Genomic DNA, 18,085 nt, shown 5'->3' on the forward strand with positions numbered 1-18,085 from the left:
ATATACGGTCGTTGAGGAAGCCTTAAAAGGTGGTATAACCTTATTTCAATTCCGTGAAAAAGGGGAGGGAGCCTTAGAAGGTAAAGAAAAAGTCGAATTAGCAATTAAACTACAGGATCTTTGTAAAAAATACAATGTTCCGTTTATTGTTAATGATGATATTGATTTGGCAATGGAAATTGACGCTGATGGCGTACATGTAGGACAAGATGACCTTGGAGTTGATGAAATTAGAAAATTGATGCCAGATAAAATAATTGGTCTTTCTATAAAAAACGAGGAAGAATTTCAACAATCAAAAGTTGAATATGTAGATTATGTTGGTGTTGGTCCTGTATTTGATACCCAGTCAAAGGATGATGCTGGTGGTGCTATAGGTTATGAAGGCCTTAAATTGATGAGAAAACTATTGCCACAAATGCCCTTAGTTGCAATTGGTGGGATACAGACGCAACATATTAAAGACATTATGAAGACCAATGTTGACGGTGTTTCAATCATTTCAGCAATATCGTATGCAAAAAATATAGAAAAAACTGTTCGAGAAATGAGTGAACAATTTTAACTTTTTTATTCTTGTATTTTAAGTCAATAGGATTCTCTCACTCGATAAGTTGGGTTGTTATCCTTCATAAGTGAATAGGCTGTTTATATGGTTTACTTAGTGATTTTACTACAATAGATTGGCCTAGCTTATTTCTCAGTTCAATTTCTTGAACTGAAAAAAATCGTTTGTTATAATATTTATATAATTAAATAATAAAGACATTTGGGGTGCTTTAGGCTGAGATGATACCCATTGAACCTGATACAGTTAAGACTGGCGAAGGGAAATGTGAAATGGTTTTGTATTTATAGAAACTAACCATCTAATCTTGTAAGCTGAACTCTAATTTCTATCTGTAATTAGAGTTTTTTCTTTTACGAAACTGGATGAAGATGATACAAAGCATTTAGGTAGCTCACCTTGAATGCCCCACTTTTCTTTAAAAAAGGAGTTTTTTTATGTTGAAAAAATGGCAGTTAAAAGATGTTATTTTACTTGCTTTCTTGTCTATCTTTTTTGGTGGCGTTTTTGTAGGATCCGGATATCTGTTTGATATCCTCACTCTGATTTTAGCACCTCTTGGTTTACAGGCCTTTGCCAATGAAATCCTCTTTGGTCTCTGGTGTATGGCTGCGCCTATTGCTGCCATTTTTGTTCCAAGAGTGGGAAGTGCAACGATTGGAGAAGTGCTAGCTGCGCTTGCTGAAGTCCTTTATGGTAGCCAATTCGGTCTAGGTGCCCTTTTGTCTGGCTTGGTTCAAGGTTTGGGAAGTGAACTTGGTTTTATCGTAACCAAGAATCGCTATGAAAGTTGGCTCTCTCTAACTGCCAATAGTATTGGGATTACGCTTGTTAGCTTTGTCTATGAATACATTAAGTTAGGTTACTACGCCTTTTCAGTGCCTTTTGTACTTTCCTTGCTAGTGGTACGCTTTATTTCTGTCTTTTTCTTCTGTACTATCTTGGTTCGTGCCATTGTCAAACTCTATCATCAGTTTGCAGCTGGAGGAAAGGCATAGATGGGGCTGGAACTACGAGCGATTCAGTCCCCAATTTTTTCGGAACCGATTGATTTTACTTTTCATGCGCAATCCTTTACCTTGTTAGTTGGAAGCAGTGGTTCAGGAAAATCGAGTCTATTTCAAATGATTGCCCAAGTCAGTTCTCTTCCCTATAGCGGTCAAGTCCTGATAAATGGGAGCGAGGTCAGTCAGCTTTCTATCATCGAACGTGTCCAGACGGTTGGTATTCTCTTTCAAAATCCCAATCATCAATTTACCATGGAGTACTTGTTTGAGGAGCTGATTTTTACCTTGGAAAATATTGGGCATCCCGTTCAGGAAATTGATTTTAAAATAGCAGAGGTTGTCCAGCAATGTCGTTGCAAGGACATCTTGCACCGTCCAATTCATCACTTATCAGGTGGAGAAAAGCAAAAGGCTGCTTTGGCTGTTCTCTTTGCTATGAATCCTAGGGTCTATCTCTTGGATGAGCCCTTCGCTTCCATTGACCGCAAGAGTAGGATAGAGATATTGGAGATTCTAAAAGAGTTGGTCTCTGATGGGAAGACAGTTATTTTGTGCGACCATGATTTATCTGATTATGAAGCCTATATCGACCATATGGTGGAACTAAGAGACGGACAACTAAGGGAAATAAATCAACTCCCTGCCTCTGAGATGACACAGGTTGCTTCAAAGGAGGTTGCTTCTAGCCCAGAACTATTCCAAATGGATCGAACGACTTGTGTGCTGGATAAGCGCTCCCTCTTTTCAATTGCGGATTTTACATTCTACCAAGGAATTTCCTGTATTTTGGGTGACAATGGTGTCGGGAAATCAACCCTCTTTCGGTCTATTCTTCAATTTCAAAAGTATAAGGGGTGTATTACTTGGAAGGGTTCGGTTCTCAAAAAGAAAAAGAGCCTGTATCGTGACTTGACGGGTGTTGTTCAGGAGGCTGAGAAGCAGTTTATCCGAGTCAGTCTGCGAGAGGAACTTCAATTAGATGGACCTGATTCTGAAAGAAATCAGCGAATTTTCCAAGCTTTACGATATTTTGATTTGGAGCAGGCACTCGATAAGAGCCCCTATCAATTAAGTGGTGGCCAGCAAAAGATTCTTCAGCTCTTGACCATCTTGACTAGCAAGGCTTCTGTGATCTTGCTAGACGAACCTTTTGCAGGTTTGGATGATAGAGCTTGCCATTATTTTTGTCAGTGGATTCTGGAGGAGAGAAATCAAGGAAGAAGTTTTCTGTTCATTAGCCATCGTTTAGATCCCTTGATCTCTGTGGTTGATTATTGGATTGAGATGACTAGTCAGGGGCTCGGTCATGTGAAAGAAGTGACAATTACCAAACCACTCACATCTCAGAGTAGCAATGCTCAAAGGGAGGTGAGATAGTATGGTCAAAGTAGCAACCCAGACACCGATTATCAGTCTCTTCTTGCTGATTTTATCGCTGGAAACATCTTTCATTCCTTCGATTGCTCTTAATCTCTCGGTAGTTGCATTTTGTATTCTCTTTATGCTCTATTACCGTCGATTTAAAGTATTGGCTTGGATGATTCTGCTCGCCATTTTGCCATCCTTGGCCAACTACTGGGCAGTTCAGTTACATGGAGATGCTTCGCAGGCAGTCATGCTTGGAACGAGGGCTTTTGTGACCGTTTGTATTGGTCTTGTCTTTGTTTCCTCTATTTCCCTAAAAGAGCTTCTCTTGTACTTGGCTCAAAAGGGGTTATCACGGTCTTGGGCTTATGCCTTGATTGTGGTATTCAATTCCTTCCCCCTTATTCAGCAAGAAATCAAGTCCCTCAAGGAAGCTTGCTTATTACGCGGTCAAGAACTACATTTTTGGTCGCCCCTGATTTACAGTAAGGTTTTGATGACGGTCTTTAGATGGCGCCATCTTTATCTGAGAGCTCTATCTGCGCATGGATATGACGAACATGCACAGGTGGAGAATCGCTATCGGACTTTTTATATTCCTCAAAGGACAATATTCATCTACCTGCTGTTCTTTTTATTGCTTCAAACCAGTCTATTTTTATAAAGGAGTTATTATGGAATTTACAGATATTGCGATAGAATTATCCAAGGAAGCTTGGCAGGCTTCCTTTCATCACCCCTTTGTTTTACAGTTGCAAGAGGGAAATTTAGACCCGTCCATCTTTCGCTATTACTTGATTCAGGATGCCTACTATTTGAAGGCCTTCTCAGAAGCCTATCACCTCTTGGCTGATAAGACTTCAAACCAAGAGATGAAAAGACTCTTGAAACAAAATGCTCAGAGTCTAGTGGAAGGTGAGTTATTTATCCGCCAACAATTTTTCAAGGAATTGGAAATCAGCGATCAGGAGATGGAGCAACATCCAATCGCTCCAACCTGCTATCATTATATCTCTCACATTTATCGTCAATTTGAAGAAGAAAATCTAGCCATTGCCTTTGCAAGTTTGTTGCCTTGTCCTTGGCTATATCATGATATAGGCAAATCACTTAATCTTAAACCATCACCAAATCCTCTCTACCAACAATGGATTGAAACTTATATTACGGATGAGTTGGAGCAGCAGATCAGAGAGGAAGAAGTTTTGGTCAATCAGCTCTATCGAGAAAGTGACGAGACAGACAAGAAAAAAATGCTAGATGTCTTCCACATCAGTGTTCATATGGAAGCTAAGTTTTGGGAAATGGCCTACCAACACCAGACATGGAAGAGCGATTTACAGTCTTTAGAAACAGGAGAAGAATAGAAATATGAGAAACCACCAATTACAGGTTCACAAATTAACCATTTTATCCATGATGATTGCCCTTGATGTAGTTCTTACGCCTATCTTTCGGATTGAGGGAATGGCACCTATGTCCAGTGTAGTCAATATTCTAGCAGGAATCATGATGGGACCTGTTTATGCCTTGGCTATGGCTACAGTGACAGCCTTTATCCGTATGACGACTCAAGGGATTCCGCCTTTAGCTCTCACAGGAGCGACTTTTGGAGCCCTTCTAGCAGGTCTCTTTTATAAGTATGGTCGAAAATTTTACTTTTCTGCCTTGGGAGAAATTTTGGGAACAGGTATCATTGGTTCTATTGTTTCCTATCCTGTTATGGTACTCTTTACAGGATCGGCCGCTAAGCTTAGCTGGTTTATCTACACTCCTCGATTTTTCGGAGCAACCTTGATTGGCACAGCGATTTCCTTTATTGCCTTTCGATTTTTAATCAAGCAGGAATTCTTTAAAAAAGTGCAGGGATATTTCTTCGATGAAAGGATAAACTGATGCAGGAATTGACAAATCCTTTTACTCTGGGAACGACTTCCCTCATTCACTGTATTACCAATGAGATTTCTTGTGAGATGCTAGCAAATGGGATTTTGGCTCTGGGATGTAAACCAGTTATGGCAGATGATCCCCGTGAGGTTCTTGATTTTACTAAGCAAAGCCAGGCACTCTTCATCAATTTGGGGCATTTGTCAGCTGAGAAGGAAAAAGCAATCCGTATGGCAGCTTCTTATGCAGATCAAGTTTGTCTTCCAATGGTAGTAGATGCAGTTGGCGTAACAGTTTCATCCATTCGTAAGAGCTTAGTTAAAGACCTTTTAGACTATAGACCTACGGTACTTAAAGGAAATATGTCGGAAATCCGAAGTCTTGTTGGCTTAAAACACCACGGCGTTGGGGTAGATGCGAGTGCTAAAGATCAAGAAACTGAGGATTTGCTTCAAGTCTTGAAAGACTGGTGCCAGATCTATCCAGGTATGTCATTCTTAGTCACAGGCCCTAAGGATCTCATCGTTTCGAAGAATCAGGTCGCTGTACTGGGAAATGGCTGTGCTGAATTAGACTGGATAACAGGGACAGGAGACTTGGTTGGAGCTTTAACAGCTGTTTTTCTCAGCCAAGGAAAGACTGGCTTTGAAGCTTCCTGCCTAGCGGTTTCTTATCTCAATATCTCTGCTGAGAAAATAGTTGTTCAAGGAATGGGATTGGAAGATTTTCGATACCAAGTTCTCAATCAGCTTTCGCTCCTCAAAAGAGATGAAAACTGGCTAGATGCCATTAAAGGAGATATTTATGAATAGAGAGGCACTTAGACTGTATCTGGTAACCAATCGCTATCAAGATTCCTTGGAAAGCTTTCTTGAAAAAGTTGAGAAAGCTTGCCGTTCAGGCGTTACCATAATCCAATTACGAGAAAAAAATCTCACAACCAATCAATATTATCAACTGGCAAAACAAGTCAAGGAAATAACAGATGCCTATCAGGTACCCTTGATAATCGATGATCGTTTGGATGTCTGTCTTGCGGTTGATGCTGCTGGTTTGCATATTGGCGACGATGAATTACCCGTTTCGGTTGCCCGACAAGTCTTGGGCCCTGACAAAATACTTGGTGTCACAGCTAAAACTGTAAAAAGAGCCCTCGAGGCAGAAGAAGGAGGGGCGAATTACTTGGGGACAGGAGCCATTTTCCCGACTACGACCAAGGAAAATGCGCCTATCACCCTGATTTCAACCTTGAAGACAATTTGCCAAAGGGTCGCCATTCCAGTAGTTGCTATTGGCGGCTTGACATCAGAGAATATTGACCAACTTATTGGCACGGGTATAGCTGGTGTAGCTGTAGTGCGTGATTTGATGCAGGCAGAAGATATAAAGGCAAAAACGCAAGCCTTCTTAACAAAGTTGGATGACATTATTTTCTAATTAATACTCAATGAAAATCAAAGAGCAAACTAGGAAGCTAGTCGCAGGTTGCTCAAAGCACAGCTTTGAGGTTGCAGATAAAGTTGACGTGGTTTGAAGAAGTATAAAAACTCTCTAATTCCCTTAAAGTGGGAACTAGAGAGTTTTTTTAATCTTTAAAGCTTGTATGGTTGACTGGGCCAGAACCATGACCGAGTTGAGGGGCGTCTTGGATGGCTTTTGTGATAAAGGCCTTGGCCTTATCAACTGCCTGATAAAGATTTTTACCCTTGGCTAGTTCAGCAGTAATCACTGCAGCAAAGGTACATCCAGTACCATGTGTATGACAGGTTTGAATTCGTGGACTTTCCCAGACAAATTGGTCCTCCTTGGTAAAGAGGAAATCCTTGGCACCGCCTTCGAGATGCCCACCTTTAATAACAACAGACTGAGGACCAAATTCTTTTAAAATCAGGCGACCAGCACGCTGCATGTCTTCAGGATCATGGATTGAAAAACCAACAATTTCTTCTGCCTCAGGAAGATTCGGAGTGATGATGGTTGCAAGTGGAAGCAGGTTTGTTTTTAGGTAGGTTCTGGCACTCGCATCAATCAGGGTGTCTCCGCTTGTTGCGACCATAACAGGGTCAAGGACGTAGGGACAGTCCAGCATTTTAAGATAGGGTTGGATGATTTCCATGATTTCGGTAGTTGCCAACATCCCAGTTTTTACAGCCTGAGGCTTGATATCCGAAAAGACACTCTCCAATTGAGCTTTCAACATTTGAGGAGAAACGTGCTCGATCAATTGAACGCCTCTGGTATTTTGAGCGACAAGACTGGTCACAACGGCCATTCCATAGACATCTCTAGCTTGGAACGACTTTAAATCAGCCATAATGCCAGCACCACCACTAGGGTCGGTCCCTGCAATGGTCAAAGCAACAGGTAAATAAGTCATCTAAAACCTCCCAACCAACTGAAGTTTGTATTCTCAAGAACAAGCAAGTCTGTTTTAGGAAGGTAATAGAAGACTGCTAGTCCCCATTATCATTTCCACTTCCATCAGCTAGCATTACCTAGATTGAGTCAAAGGGTCTAACAGTTGTTAATCTCAGCTTTACGCACCCCTAGTGGTTGTTTTCTTTTTTCTTTAGTATAGCATATTTTTATAGTTTATATAGTAAGATTTGACTGAAAATCCTTTATCGTATGGTCAAAATTCAATTTTTCAAAGAAAAGATTAATTTCATAGTTGACAAATGTAGATTTTTGGAGTATACTAATAATTGTAATTGACAAATGTAGATTTAGGAGGTGTGATTATGCAGATTTCAGATGCAGAATGGCAGGTCATGAAGATTATTTGGATGCAAGGGGAACAGACCAGTACGGATTTGATCAGGGTTCTGGCGGAGCGGTTCGACTGGTCCAAGTCGACCATTCAAACTCTTTTGGCTCGTTTGGTTGATAAAGAGTGTCTGACAAGGAAAAAAGAAGGCAAGTTCTTTGTCTATTCAGCCCTTTTAACTTTGGACCAAAGTCGGGATTTACTTGTCCAAGATATCAAGGACAAGGTTTGTTCCCGTAGGATTAAGAACTTGTTGGCTGATTTGATTGCTGAATGTGATTTTACTAAGGCTGACTTGGAAGACTTAGAAGCTGTGATTTCTGAGAAGAAATCAAACGCTGTAACAGAAGTAAGATGTAATTGTATGTAAAGGAGACGTCATGTTAAATAGTATTGTAACCATTGTTTGTATTGCCCTTATCGCGTTTATCTTGTTCTGGTTTTTCAAAAAGCCTGAAAAATCTGGACAAAAGGCACAGCAAAAAAAGGGCTACCAAGAGATTCGAGTGGAGGTCATGGGGGGCTATACGCCTGAGTTGATTATCCTCAAGAAATCAGTGCCAGCCCGCATTGTCTTTGACCGCAAGGATCCTTCACCATGTCTGGATCAAATTGTTTTTCCAGACTTTGGTGTACATGCAGACCTACCTATGGGTGAAGAGTATGTAGTGGAAATCATACCTGAGCAGGCTGGAGAGTATGGTTTCTCTTGTGGCATGAATATGATGCACGGCAAGATGATTGTAGAATAGGAGAATGATATGACTGAAATTGTAAAAGCAAGCCTAGAAAATGGCATTCAAAAAATCCGTATCACGGCAGACAAAGGCTACCATCCAGCTCATATACAGCTTCAAAAAGGGATTCCAGCTGAGATTACCTTTCATCGTACTACTCCTTCAAACTGTTATAAGGAAATTCTTTTTGAAGAAGAAGGCATCTTAGAACCAATCGGCGTAGATGAGGAGAAAGTCATTCGTTTTACACCTCAAGAATTAGGTCAACATGAATTTTCTTGTGGTATGAAGATGCAAAAGGGAAGTTATACAGTTGTTGAGAAGACTCGAAAATCTCTATCACTCCTCCAGCGTTTTTGGATTACTAGTATCTTTACTGTGCCTCTTGTGATCCTCATGATTGGGATGTCGACAGGAGGAATTAGTCACCAAGTCATGCGTTGGGGCACCTTTTTAGCCACAACACCGATTATGCTAGTAGCAGGTGGTCCTTATATCCAAAGTGCTTGGGCTAGTTTTAAAAAGCACAATGCCAACATGGATACCTTGGTTGCTCTGGGAACCCTAGTGGCCTATTTCTATAGCTTAGTTGCCCTCTTCGCTGGCCTCCCCGTTTACTTTGAAAGTGCTGCATTTATCTTCTTCTTCGTTCTTATGGGAGCCGTTTTTGAGGAGAAAATGCGGAAAAATACTTCCCAAGCTGTGGAGAAATTACTTGACTTGCAAGCTAAAACTGCAGAAGTCTTGCGTGAGGATAACTATGTTCAAGTCCCTTTGGAGCAAGTCAAGGTAGGTGACCTGATTCGAGTGCGTCCCGGTGAAAAGATTGCGGTTGATGGTGTTGTAGTAGAAGGTATCTCTAGTATTGATGAGTCTATGGTGACAGGTGAGAGTCTGCCTGTGGACAAGACAGTTGGAGATACCGTCATTGGTTCAACCATCAATAATAGTGGAACACTTGTTTTTAGAGCAGAAAAAGTTGGTTCAGAGACTGTTTTGGCTCAGATTGTGGATTTTGTGAAGAAAGCTCAGACAAGTCGTGCGCCGATTCAGGACTTGACGGATAAAATTTCAGGGATTTTTGTCCCAGCCGTTGTCATTTTAGGGATTGTGACCTTTTGGGTTTGGTTCGTCTTGCTCAGGGATAGTGTAGTTGTGCTTGGAGCGAGCTTCGTGTCTTCGCTTCTCTATGGAGTAGCAGTTCTGATTATTGCCTGCCCTTGTGCCTTGGGACTTGCAACACCGACAGCCCTTATGGTGGGGACAGGTCGCAGTGCCAAGATGGGAGTTCTTCTCAAAAATGGAACGGTTCTACAGGAAATCCAGAAAGTCCAAACCATTGTCTTTGATAAAACAGGAACTTTGACGGAAGGGAAACCAGTGGTCACAGATATCATCGGCGACGAAGTAGAAGTGCTTGGATTGGCAGCTTCCTTGGAAGAAGCTTCTCAACACCCACTGGCTGAAGCCGTTGTGAAACGAGCGAGTGAAGCTGGACTTGAGCTTCAAACTGTTGAAAATTTCCAAGCCTTGCACGGAAAAGGTGTCTCAGGGCAAATCAATGGAAAACAAGTTCTGCTTGGAAATGCTAAAATGCTGGATGGTATGAACATTTCTAGCACTTATCAAGAAAAACTAGAAGAACTGGAAAAAGAAGCTAAGACAGTTGTGTTCTTGGCTGTTGAGAATGAAATCAAAGGCTTGCTTGCTCTGCAAGATATTCCTAAGGAAAATGCTAAGCTTGCCATCAGTCAGTTGAAAAAACGAGGTCTTAAAACAGTCATGCTGACAGGAGACAATGCAGGTGTGGCGCGTGCTATTGCCGATCAGATCGGAATCGAAGAGGTCATTGCAGGTGTCTTACCAGAAGAAAAAGCCCATGAAATCCATAAACTACAAGCGACTGGAAAAGTAGCCTTTGTTGGGGATGGTATCAATGACGCTCCTGCCCTCAGTGTAGCAGATGTGGGGATTGCTATGGGAGCTGGAACAGATATTGCCATCGAGTCAGCAGATTTGGTGTTGACAACTAATAACCTCCTAGGAGTGGTTCGTGCTTTTGACATGAGTAAGAAAACCTTTCATCGTATTCTGCTCAATCTTTTCTGGGCCTTTATCTACAATGTCGCCGGAATTCCGATTGCAGCAGGAGTCTTTTCAGGTGTTGGACTGGCCCTCAACCCAGAACTGGCAGGTTTAGCTATGGCCTTTAGTTCAGTATCTGTTCTGACCAGTTCCCTTCTGTTAAACTTTAGTAAAATAGATTAAAAGCGGGCTTGCTCGCTTTTTATACTCTTTGAAAATCTCTTCAAATCACGTCAGCTTTATCTGCAACCTCAAAGCTGTGCTTTGAGCAACCTGTGGCTAGCTTCCTAGTTTGCTCTGTGATTTTCATTGAGTATTATAAAACAGAAGCTAAAAACGTTTTCAAACTGTACTGTAATAGAGAATAAAAACTTCTGAGCAGATTCTTAGTAAAGTCAAAATAAATGTGATAAATTAGTATTGTAAAAATTTACTGAAACGTTTTCAAAAACTATATGAAACCTTTTTTAGTAGATTTAAAAATATTTGAAGGAGAGTTATCATTATGACTCAAGGGAAAATTACTGCATCTGCAGCAATGCTTAATGTATTGAAAACATGGGGCGTAGACACAATCTACGGTATCCCATCAGGAACACTCAGCTCATTGATGGATGCTTTGGCTGAAGACAAAGATATCCGCTTCTTGCAAGTTCGTCACGAAGAAACAGGTGCTCTTGCAGCGGTTATGCAAGCTAAATTCGGCGGCTCAATCGGGGTTGCAGTTGGTTCAGGTGGTCCAGGTGCGACTCACTTGATTAACGGTGTTTACGATGCAGCTATGGATAACACTCCATTCCTAGCAATCCTTGGATCACGTCCAGTTAACGAACTCAACATGGATGCTTTCCAAGAATTGAACCAAAACCCAATGTACAACGGTATCGCTGTATATAACAAACGTGTAGCTTACGCTGAGCAATTGCCAAAAGTTATTGACGAAGCTTGCCGTGCTGCAGTTTCTAAAAAAGGTCCAGCTGTTGTTGAAATCCCAGTAAACTTCGGTTTCCAAGAAATCGACGAAAACTCATACTATGGATCAGGTTCATACGAGCGTTCATTCATCGCTCCTGCTTTGAACGAAGTTGAAATCGACAAAGCTGTTGAAATCTTGAACAATGCTGAACGTCCAGTTATCTATGCTGGTTACGGTGGTGTGAAAGCTGGTGAAGTGATTACTGAATTGTCACGTAAAATCAAAGCACCAATCATCACAACTGGTAAAAACTTTGAAGCTTTCGAATGGAACTATGAAGGTTTGACAGGTTCTGCTTACCGTGTTGGTTGGAAACCAGCCAACGAAGTGGTCTTTGAAGCAGACACAGTTCTTTTCCTTGGTTCAAACTTCCCATTTGCTGAAGTTTATGAAGCATTCAAGAACACTGAAAAATTCATCCAAGTTGATATTGACCCTTACAAACTTGGTAAACGTCACGCCCTTGACGCTTCAATCCTTGGTGACGCAGGTCAAGCAGCGAAAGCAATCCTTGACAAAGTGAATCCAGTTGAATCTACTCCATGGTGGCGTGCAAACGTTAAGAACAACCAAAACTGGCGTGATTACATGAACAAACTCGAAGGTAAAACTGAGGGTGAATTGCAATTGTATCAAGTTTACAATGCAATCAACAAACATGCTGATCAAGACGCTATCTTCTCAATCGACGTAGGTGACACTACTCAAACATCTACTCGTCACCTTCACATGACACCTAAGAACATGTGGCGTACATCTCCACTCTTTGCGACAATGGGTATTGCCCTTCCTGGTGGTATCGCTGCTAAGAAAGACAATCCAGATCGCCAAGTATGGAACATCATGGGTGACGGTGCATTCAACATGTGCTACCCAGACGTTATCACAAACGTTCAATACGACCTTCCAGTTATCAACGTTGTCTTCTCAAATGGTAAATATGCCTTCATCAAGGACAAATACGAAGACACAAACAAACACTTGTTTGGTTGTGACTTCCCTAATGCTGACTATGCGAAAATCGCTGAAGCTCAAGGAGCTGTTGGATTTACAGTTGACCGTATCGAAGACATCGATGCAGTTGTTGCAGAAGCTGTTAAATTGAGCAAAGAAGGTAAAACTGTTGTTATCGATGCTCGCATCACTGAACACCGTCCACTTCCAGTAGAAGTACTTGAATTGGATCCAAAACTTCACTCAGAAGAAGCAATCAAAGCTTTCAAGGAAAAATACGAAGCAGAAGAACTCGTACCATTCCGCCTCTTCTTGGAAGAAGAAGGGTTGCAATCACGCGCAATTAAATAATTTCTCTCGTCGAAAATCAAATGTAAACTGTGTTATCTTCACCTTGCCGTACTTCAGTACTGCCTGCGGTTCGATGCCTTGTTTATTCTTTGATTTTCTTAGAGCGAAACTTAAAAAGATCGGAGCAATCCGGTCTTTTTATGGAGGATAGTAAATGAATTTAAATCAATTAGATATTATCGTTTCCGATGTTCCCCAAGTCTGTGCTGACTTGGAGCGTATTTTGGATAAAAAATCCGATTATGTTGATGACAGTTTTGCTCAGTTTACGATTGGCAGTCACTGTCTGATGTTGTCCCAAAATCATTTGATTCCTTTGGAAGATTTTCAGTCAGGAATCATTATTCATATCGAGGTTGAGGATGTAGACCAGAACTACAAACGGTTGAACGAGCTTGGTATCCAGGTTTTAAACGGTCCAACTGTAAGCGATTGGGGAACAGAGTCCTTGTTAGTTAAAGGTCCAGCTGGTCTAGTGATTGATTTTTATCGTATGAAATAAGGCGCTTAATCATTTGAAGATAACCTTAACCATTCTTAAAAACAGAATGTGAGAATATGAACTATTGAAAGATCGGAGCAATCCGGTCTTTTTAATATAAAGAAATTGCATATGAATTATTGACAGCGTTTTCTTAAAACCTTATAATAAAAATATAATAGTAGAAAATGAGACTGATATGGAAAGGAGAAATATTTTTTAAACAGCAGTAGTAAGTGAATTTTCTTATTTCACTGGAACTTGGGATTGAAATATCTCCATGAATAGATAGTAGGAGGAAAGAGATGCAAAAAAAGGATGTTTATCTAATCTGTATTACCATGATTATCTGTTCAGTTATTATAGGACTGATTATAGGAAGTTTTATTTTGCATGGTCTTGAAGATATTGCAGCAATCATTAACCACGGCTTATTGACAATCAATCAGTCCATCCATTAATTGACAAGAGCTATTCATTTTTACATTTTATGAATCGTACAGATCGGAGCAATCCGGTCTTTTTCTTATCACAAGACTGTGATAGTTTACATTTTTATAGCAAAACTCTCAAACTCTTGCTTGTTTTTAATCAAACATAAAAGCAAGTTCAGTACGATCATTACCTAGATAGTTCCAAACTCTTTGTCCCCTTTTTAGTATAATAGAACTATCAAATCAAGTGAGGTAAAGTGATGACAGAAATACTACAATTTCCAGATGGTTTCCTCTGGGGCGGTGCTACAGCAGCTAATCAATGTGAGGGTGCTTATAATTTAGACGGGCGTGGTTTAGCTAACGTGGATGTTGTACCTATTGGTGCAGATCGTGAAGCCATTATCACAGGTCAGAAAAAGATGTTTTCGTTTGAGGAGGACTATTTTTACCCAGCAAAAGAAGCCATTGATATGTACCATCATTACAAGGAAGATATCGCTCTTTTTGCAGAAATGGGCTTCAAGACTTATCGACTTTCCGTTGCTTGGACTCGGATTTTTCCTAAGGGCGACGAAACCGTGCCAAATGAAGCTGGTCTAGCCTTTTATGAGGATTTATTTAAGGAGTGCCTCAAGTATGGAATCCAACCTCTGGTAACCATTACTCATTTCGACTGTCCTATGCACTTGATTGAAGAGTACGGTGGATGGCGCAATCGTCGGATGTTAGACTTCTATGAAAAACTTTGTCGCACACTCTTTACCCGCTATAAGGGTTTGGTCAAATACTGGCTTACCTTTAACGAAATCAACATGATTCTCCATGCACCCTTTATGGGAGCTGGTCTCTGTTTTGAAGAAGGTGAAAATCAAGAACAGGTCAAATACCAAGCGGCTCATCATGAGTTGGTGGCTTCAGCAATGGCGACTAAGATTGCCCACGAAATTGACCCAGAAAACAAGGTGGGATGTATGTTGGCTGCAGGGCAATACTATCCTAATACAGCCCATCCGAGAGACTACTGGGCAGCCATGGAGGAAGACCGCAAGAGTTACTTCTTCATTGATGTTCAAGCGCGTGGGGAATACCCAAATTATGCCAAGAAGCAGTGGGAGCGTGAGGGGATTGAGATTCAAATGACAGCAGAGGATCTGGACTTATTGAAGAACAATACTGTTGACTTTGTTTCCTTCTCTTACTATGCAAGTCGAGTGGCCTCAGGTGATCCAGAAGTTAAAGAATTAACTGCTGGAAATGTCTTTGCCTCTATCAAAAATCCTTATCTTGAATCCTCAGAATGGGGGTGGCAGATTGATCCGCTTGGACTTCGTATCACCCTCAATGCCATCTGGGATCGTTACCAAAAGCCAATGTTCATCGTAGAAAATGGACTCGGTGCTATTGATACACCGGATGAGAATGGTTATGTAGCAGATGACTATCGGATTGCTTACTTAGAATCTCATATCAAGGCTATGCGAGATGCCATTTACAAAGATGGAGTTGACTTGCTTGGTTATACGACTTGGGGCTCTATCGATCTGGTTTCGGCTGGAACAGGCGAAATGAACAAGCGCTATGGCTTTATCTATGTGGATCGAGATAATGCTGGTCATGGAAGCCTCAAACGTAGCAAGAAGAAATCCTTCTACTGGTACAAGGATGTCATTGCCAGTAATGGTGCAAGTATTGAGTAGAGCACATTTGTTTACTATTTTTATAAAATCTTCTCCCTACTTTATAAGATGTGAAAAAGAGTTCAACTGGAACTCTTTTTTTGCTATAATGAGGGGAGAAAAATCAGACAGGAGAATAAGATGTCAGAACCATTATTTTTACAATCAGTTATGCAAGAAAAAATCTGGGGTGGAACCAAGCTACGTGATGAGTTTGGCTACGACATTCCAAGTGAAAAAATCGGAGAATATTGGGCCATCTCAGCCCATCCAAATGGAGTCTCTAAAATTGCCAATGGTCGTTTTGAGGGAACAGACCTTGCTACTTTGTATGCGGAACATCGTGAATTGTTTGGCAATCGTCCAGAGTCTGTATTTCCACTGTTGACCAAGATTCTCGATGCCAACGACTGGCTCAGCGTTCAAGTTCACCCAGACGATGCTTATGGACTAGAGCATGAAGGCGAACTCGGAAAAACTGAATGTTGGTATATCATCGCAGCAGATGAAGGTTCAGAGATTATTTACGGTCACAATGCCAAGTCAAAAGAAGAACTCCGTCAGCAAATTGAAGATAAAAACTGGGATGCCTTGCTGACCAAAGTCCCTGTTAAGGCTGGAGATTTCTTCTATGTACCAAGTGGCACCATGCATGCTATCGGTGCAGGCATCTTGATTCTTGAAACCCAACAGTCTAGCGATACCACCTATCGCGTCTATGACTTTGACCGCAAGGACGACAAGGGCAACTTGCGAGAACTTCACCTTGAAAAATCCATTGATGTTTTGAACATTGGTGAGCCAGCAAATAGCCGTCCTGTAACTGTCAAAGCTAATGATTTACGTTCAACTCTTCTTGTATCAAATGATTTCTTTGCTGTCTACAATTGGGAAATCACAGGAAAAGTTGACTTCGAAAAGACGGCTGACTACAGCTTGTTGAGTGTCTTGGCTGGTCAAGGTCAACTGACTGTTGACGGAAAAAACTATCCAATCCAAAAAGGTAGCCACTTTATCCTACCAAGTGATGTTGAAGCTTGGACTCTGGAAGGGCAAGGTTTGGAATTGATTGTTAGTCATCCATAAAAAAGAAAGGGCTTGAGTTCATACTCAAGTCCTTTTTGATTACATAAATTGGGCGATGAAGACCACGATGATGATGATTGGAATGATGAAACGAAGAAGGAAGAGCCAGACTTGGAAAAGTCCCTGTTTCCATGCTTTTTCATCAAGATGGAGTTCCTCCATAGCAAGTGCCTTCTTAAAGATGTAGCCAGTAAAGAGTGAAAGGCAGAGGGCTCCAAATGGCATGAGGAGATTGGAAACCAAGAAGTCCATAGCGTCAAAGAAGGTCTTCCCAAAAATGTGAACATCTGCCATAACACCGTAAGAAAGGGCTGAAGGAATTCCAAAGACAAAGGTCAAAATTCCTAAAATAACGCTCCACTTAGCACGCTTGCTGTTGTCCTGATTGGTGATATTGCCCACATTGATTTCCAGCATAACAACGGAAGAAGTGACCGTCGCAAAGAGGAAGAGCAAGAGGAAGAGAATGTAGAAAATGGTTCCAAAAGGCATCTTGTCAAAGAGTTGAGGCAAGACGATAAAGAGCAAGCTTGGTCCCCCTTCAGACTGGATATTGAAGGCTGACATAGCAGGGAAAATGGCTAGACCTGCCATGATGGATACCGAGATGTTCATTGCTACGATGGAAATCCCTGACTGAACCAGATTGGTTTTCTTATCCAAGTAAGAAGCATAGGTCAGCATGGCTGTAACCCCTAGTGAGAGGGCAAAGAAAGATTGTCCCAGAGCATAGAGGAGACCAGCACTGGTCAGTTTTGAAAAGTCTGGTTTGAGGAAGTAGAGAACGCCTTCCATGGCATTTGGCAAACTGAGAGAGCGCCCAATGATGACAACAAAGATGATAAAGAGCAGGGGCATCATAACCTTAGATGCTCTTTCAATCCCTTTTTGAACACCACGTGATACAATAAAGATATTCAATAAGATAAAAGCAGCTTGCGCTCCTAGGGCAATGGCTGGATTTGAAATGATTGAAGTAAATAGCTGGGCATAATCACTTGTCCCAGCAAGCTGGAACAATTTTCCAAACTCAATGCCTAGATAAACCAGAATCCATCCCCCAATAACACTGTAGAAAGATAAGAGGATAAAGAGGGCAAAGGCACCAATCCAACCGATAAAGTTGTACTTACTATTCTTGCCGAGTTTTCCAAAGGTTTTGATTGCTGAGACACCAGCGCTTCGGCCGAGGGCAAATTCTGCAAGCAAAAGGGGGAAACCGATTAGAATAGTGGAGATGAGAAAGACCAGTAAAAATCCTCCTCCACCGTTAGCAGCAGTCATATAGGGAAACTTCCAAACAGCACCAAGTCCGATGGCTGAACCAGCAGATGCCAGAATAAAGCCCAGTTTAGAACCCCATTGCGATTTTTCAGACATAGTTAAACTCCTAAAATTAGTATTACAAAAGAAAAAGCTACTGCCCTTGGCAACTAGCCTCATAAGTACTCAAAATGAGCATTTCTTTTGATTAATAGACTTGACTATCCTATCATGTTTTCTAAGGTCTGTCAAGAAAACCATTTTCATGTTATGATAAAGTAAAAAATTTCGCAAAAACGCTTGACTCTGACCTAGGGGGAGGGGTTATACTATCAATGTAATATTCTTCGAAAATCAAATTCAAACCACGTCAGCGTCGCCTTACCGTACTCAAGTACAGCCTGCGGCTAGCTTCCTAGTTTGCTCTTTGATTTTCATTGAGTAT

The 18,085-nt window shown here is 41.2% G+C and carries 18 protein-coding genes and 2 riboswitches; of the genes, 16 read left to right on the forward strand and 2 right to left on the reverse strand.

All coding sequences use genetic code 11. The features are described from left to right. From thiE (D8837_RS04245) to thiE (D8837_RS04280), 8 genes are all read left to right on the forward strand, one after another. Positions 1–565 (forward strand): thiamine phosphate synthase (gene thiE / locus D8837_RS04245; protein ID WP_125456305.1); only part of this gene is annotated, 565 nt, incomplete at its 5' end. 195 nt (positions 566–760) lie between these two features. Next, a riboswitch (TPP riboswitch) is annotated at positions 761–849 on the forward strand. A gap of 156 nt (positions 850–1,005) precedes the next feature. Continuing rightward, positions 1,006–1,566 carry an ECF transporter S component gene (locus tag D8837_RS04250; protein ID WP_045607222.1) on the forward strand — a complete coding sequence of 187 codons (561 nt, stop codon included), beginning with the start codon at positions 1,006–1,008 and terminating at the stop codon, positions 1,564–1,566. Beyond that, positions 1,567–2,952 carry an ATP-binding cassette domain-containing protein gene (locus tag D8837_RS04255; protein ID WP_125456306.1) on the forward strand — a complete coding sequence of 462 codons (1,386 nt, stop codon included), beginning with the start codon at positions 1,567–1,569 and terminating at the stop codon, positions 2,950–2,952. It abuts the gene before it with no gap. Position 2,953: 1 nt separating this feature from the next. Beyond that, positions 2,954–3,604, forward strand: a complete 651-nt coding sequence (locus D8837_RS04260; RefSeq protein WP_094753538.1) for an energy-coupling factor transporter transmembrane component T — start codon at positions 2,954–2,956, stop codon at positions 3,602–3,604. Positions 3,605–3,614: 10 nt separating this feature from the next. Next, on the forward strand, positions 3,615–4,307 hold the full coding sequence (gene tenA, locus D8837_RS04265) for a thiaminase II (RefSeq protein ID WP_125456307.1): 693 nt from the start codon (positions 3,615–3,617) through the stop codon (positions 4,305–4,307). A 4-nt stretch (positions 4,308–4,311) separates the two neighbouring features. Next, the gene (thiW, locus tag D8837_RS04270; RefSeq protein WP_125456308.1) at positions 4,312–4,836 is read left to right on the forward strand and encodes an energy coupling factor transporter S component ThiW; all 525 of its coding nucleotides are present in this window, start codon (positions 4,312–4,314) and stop codon (positions 4,834–4,836) included. Further along, entirely contained in the window at positions 4,836–5,639 is an 804-nt protein-coding gene (locus tag D8837_RS04275; protein ID WP_125456309.1) for a hydroxyethylthiazole kinase, read from the forward strand. Before thiW ends, D8837_RS04275 begins: the two co-directional genes overlap by 1 nt. Continuing rightward, complete coding sequence (gene thiE / locus D8837_RS04280; RefSeq protein WP_033687206.1) at positions 5,632–6,264, forward strand: thiamine phosphate synthase; 633 nt, start codon at positions 5,632–5,634, stop codon at positions 6,262–6,264. Before D8837_RS04275 ends, thiE (D8837_RS04280) begins: the two co-directional genes overlap by 8 nt. A 148-nt stretch (positions 6,265–6,412) precedes the next feature. On the opposite strand, the gene thiD is transcribed toward thiE (D8837_RS04280), so the two are convergent. Next, positions 6,413–7,204 carry a bifunctional hydroxymethylpyrimidine kinase/phosphomethylpyrimidine kinase gene (thiD, locus tag D8837_RS04285; RefSeq protein ID WP_045607212.1) on the reverse strand — a complete coding sequence of 264 codons (792 nt, stop codon included), beginning with the start codon at positions 7,202–7,204 and terminating at the stop codon, positions 6,413–6,415. Positions 7,205–7,287: 83 nt separating this feature from the next. After that, positions 7,288–7,385: riboswitch (TPP riboswitch) on the reverse strand. Between the two features lie 183 nt (positions 7,386–7,568). Between thiD and D8837_RS04290 the strand changes: the two genes are divergently transcribed. The 8 genes from D8837_RS04290 to manA all read left to right on the forward strand — a co-directional run bounded on the left by D8837_RS04290 (position 7,569) and on the right by manA (position 16,377). Continuing rightward, positions 7,569–7,964: a CopY/TcrY family copper transport repressor gene (locus tag D8837_RS04290; protein ID WP_125456310.1), complete on the forward strand. Its 396-nt coding sequence runs from the start codon at positions 7,569–7,571 to the stop codon at positions 7,962–7,964. A gap of 10 nt (positions 7,965–7,974) precedes the next feature. After that, positions 7,975–8,346, forward strand: coding sequence for a cupredoxin domain-containing protein (locus D8837_RS04295; RefSeq protein WP_125456311.1), 372 nt, complete (start codon positions 7,975–7,977; stop codon positions 8,344–8,346). A 9-nt stretch (positions 8,347–8,355) separates the two neighbouring features. Then, a complete protein-coding gene (locus D8837_RS04300) occupies positions 8,356–10,599 on the forward strand; it encodes a heavy metal translocating P-type ATPase (RefSeq protein WP_125456312.1) in 2,244 nt (747 codons plus the stop codon). Between the two features lie 322 nt (positions 10,600–10,921). Then, on the forward strand, positions 10,922–12,697 hold the full coding sequence (gene spxB, locus D8837_RS04305; protein WP_125456313.1) for a pyruvate oxidase: 1,776 nt from the start codon (positions 10,922–10,924) through the stop codon (positions 12,695–12,697). A 154-nt stretch (positions 12,698–12,851) separates the two neighbouring features. Beyond that, positions 12,852–13,199 carry a VOC family protein gene (locus D8837_RS04310; protein WP_125456314.1) on the forward strand — a complete coding sequence of 116 codons (348 nt, stop codon included), beginning with the start codon at positions 12,852–12,854 and terminating at the stop codon, positions 13,197–13,199. A 284-nt stretch (positions 13,200–13,483) separates the two neighbouring features. Further along, complete coding sequence (locus D8837_RS09505; protein WP_185755667.1) at positions 13,484–13,639, forward strand: hypothetical protein; 156 nt, start codon at positions 13,484–13,486, stop codon at positions 13,637–13,639. A 233-nt stretch (positions 13,640–13,872) separates the two neighbouring features. Beyond that, on the forward strand, positions 13,873–15,312 hold the full coding sequence (locus D8837_RS04315; protein WP_125456315.1) for a 6-phospho-beta-glucosidase: 1,440 nt from the start codon (positions 13,873–13,875) through the stop codon (positions 15,310–15,312). 120 nt (positions 15,313–15,432) lie between these two features. Then, positions 15,433–16,377: a mannose-6-phosphate isomerase, class I gene (manA, locus tag D8837_RS04320; protein ID WP_125456316.1), complete on the forward strand. Its 945-nt coding sequence runs from the start codon at positions 15,433–15,435 to the stop codon at positions 16,375–16,377. A 39-nt stretch (positions 16,378–16,416) separates the two neighbouring features. On the opposite strand, the gene D8837_RS04325 is transcribed toward manA, so the two are convergent. After that, positions 16,417–17,757 carry a sodium-dependent transporter gene (locus tag D8837_RS04325; RefSeq protein ID WP_125456317.1) on the reverse strand — a complete coding sequence of 447 codons (1,341 nt, stop codon included), beginning with the start codon at positions 17,755–17,757 and terminating at the stop codon, positions 16,417–16,419. Positions 17,758–18,085: the final 328 nt, after the last annotated feature.

The sequence above is a fragment of the Streptococcus mitis genome, from assembly GCF_003942965.1.
Lineage (GTDB): Bacteria > Bacillota > Bacilli > Lactobacillales > Streptococcaceae > Streptococcus > Streptococcus mitis_BH.

What these genes read in the sequence shown, in the direction of transcription:
- D8837_RS04250 (WP_045607222.1), top strand. Translation starts at nt 1,006, where the DNA reads ATGTTGAAAAAATGGCAGTTAAAAGATGTTATTTTACTTGCTTTCTTG.
- D8837_RS04255 (WP_125456306.1), top strand. Translation starts at nt 1,567, where the DNA reads ATGGGGCTGGAACTACGAGCGATTCAGTCCCCAATTTTTTCGGAACCG.
- D8837_RS04260 (WP_094753538.1), top strand. Translation starts at nt 2,954, where the DNA reads ATGGTCAAAGTAGCAACCCAGACACCGATTATCAGTCTCTTCTTGCTG.
- tenA (WP_125456307.1), top strand. Translation starts at nt 3,615, where the DNA reads ATGGAATTTACAGATATTGCGATAGAATTATCCAAGGAAGCTTGGCAG.
- thiW (WP_125456308.1), top strand. Translation starts at nt 4,312, where the DNA reads ATGAGAAACCACCAATTACAGGTTCACAAATTAACCATTTTATCCATG.
- D8837_RS04275 (WP_125456309.1), top strand. Translation starts at nt 4,836, where the DNA reads ATGCAGGAATTGACAAATCCTTTTACTCTGGGAACGACTTCCCTCATT.
- thiE (WP_033687206.1), top strand. Translation starts at nt 5,632, where the DNA reads ATGAATAGAGAGGCACTTAGACTGTATCTGGTAACCAATCGCTATCAA.
- thiD (WP_045607212.1), bottom strand. Translation starts at nt 7,204, where the DNA reads ATGACTTATTTACCTGTTGCTTTGACCATTGCAGGGACCGACCCTAGT.
- D8837_RS04290 (WP_125456310.1), top strand. Translation starts at nt 7,569, where the DNA reads ATGCAGATTTCAGATGCAGAATGGCAGGTCATGAAGATTATTTGGATG.
- D8837_RS04295 (WP_125456311.1), top strand. Translation starts at nt 7,975, where the DNA reads ATGTTAAATAGTATTGTAACCATTGTTTGTATTGCCCTTATCGCGTTT.
- D8837_RS04300 (WP_125456312.1), top strand. Translation starts at nt 8,356, where the DNA reads ATGACTGAAATTGTAAAAGCAAGCCTAGAAAATGGCATTCAAAAAATC.
- spxB (WP_125456313.1), top strand. Translation starts at nt 10,922, where the DNA reads ATGACTCAAGGGAAAATTACTGCATCTGCAGCAATGCTTAATGTATTG.
- D8837_RS04310 (WP_125456314.1), top strand. Translation starts at nt 12,852, where the DNA reads ATGAATTTAAATCAATTAGATATTATCGTTTCCGATGTTCCCCAAGTC.
- D8837_RS09505 (WP_185755667.1), top strand. Translation starts at nt 13,484, where the DNA reads ATGCAAAAAAAGGATGTTTATCTAATCTGTATTACCATGATTATCTGT.
- D8837_RS04315 (WP_125456315.1), top strand. Translation starts at nt 13,873, where the DNA reads ATGACAGAAATACTACAATTTCCAGATGGTTTCCTCTGGGGCGGTGCT.
- manA (WP_125456316.1), top strand. Translation starts at nt 15,433, where the DNA reads ATGTCAGAACCATTATTTTTACAATCAGTTATGCAAGAAAAAATCTGG.
- D8837_RS04325 (WP_125456317.1), bottom strand. Translation starts at nt 17,757, where the DNA reads ATGTCTGAAAAATCGCAATGGGGTTCTAAACTGGGCTTTATTCTGGCA.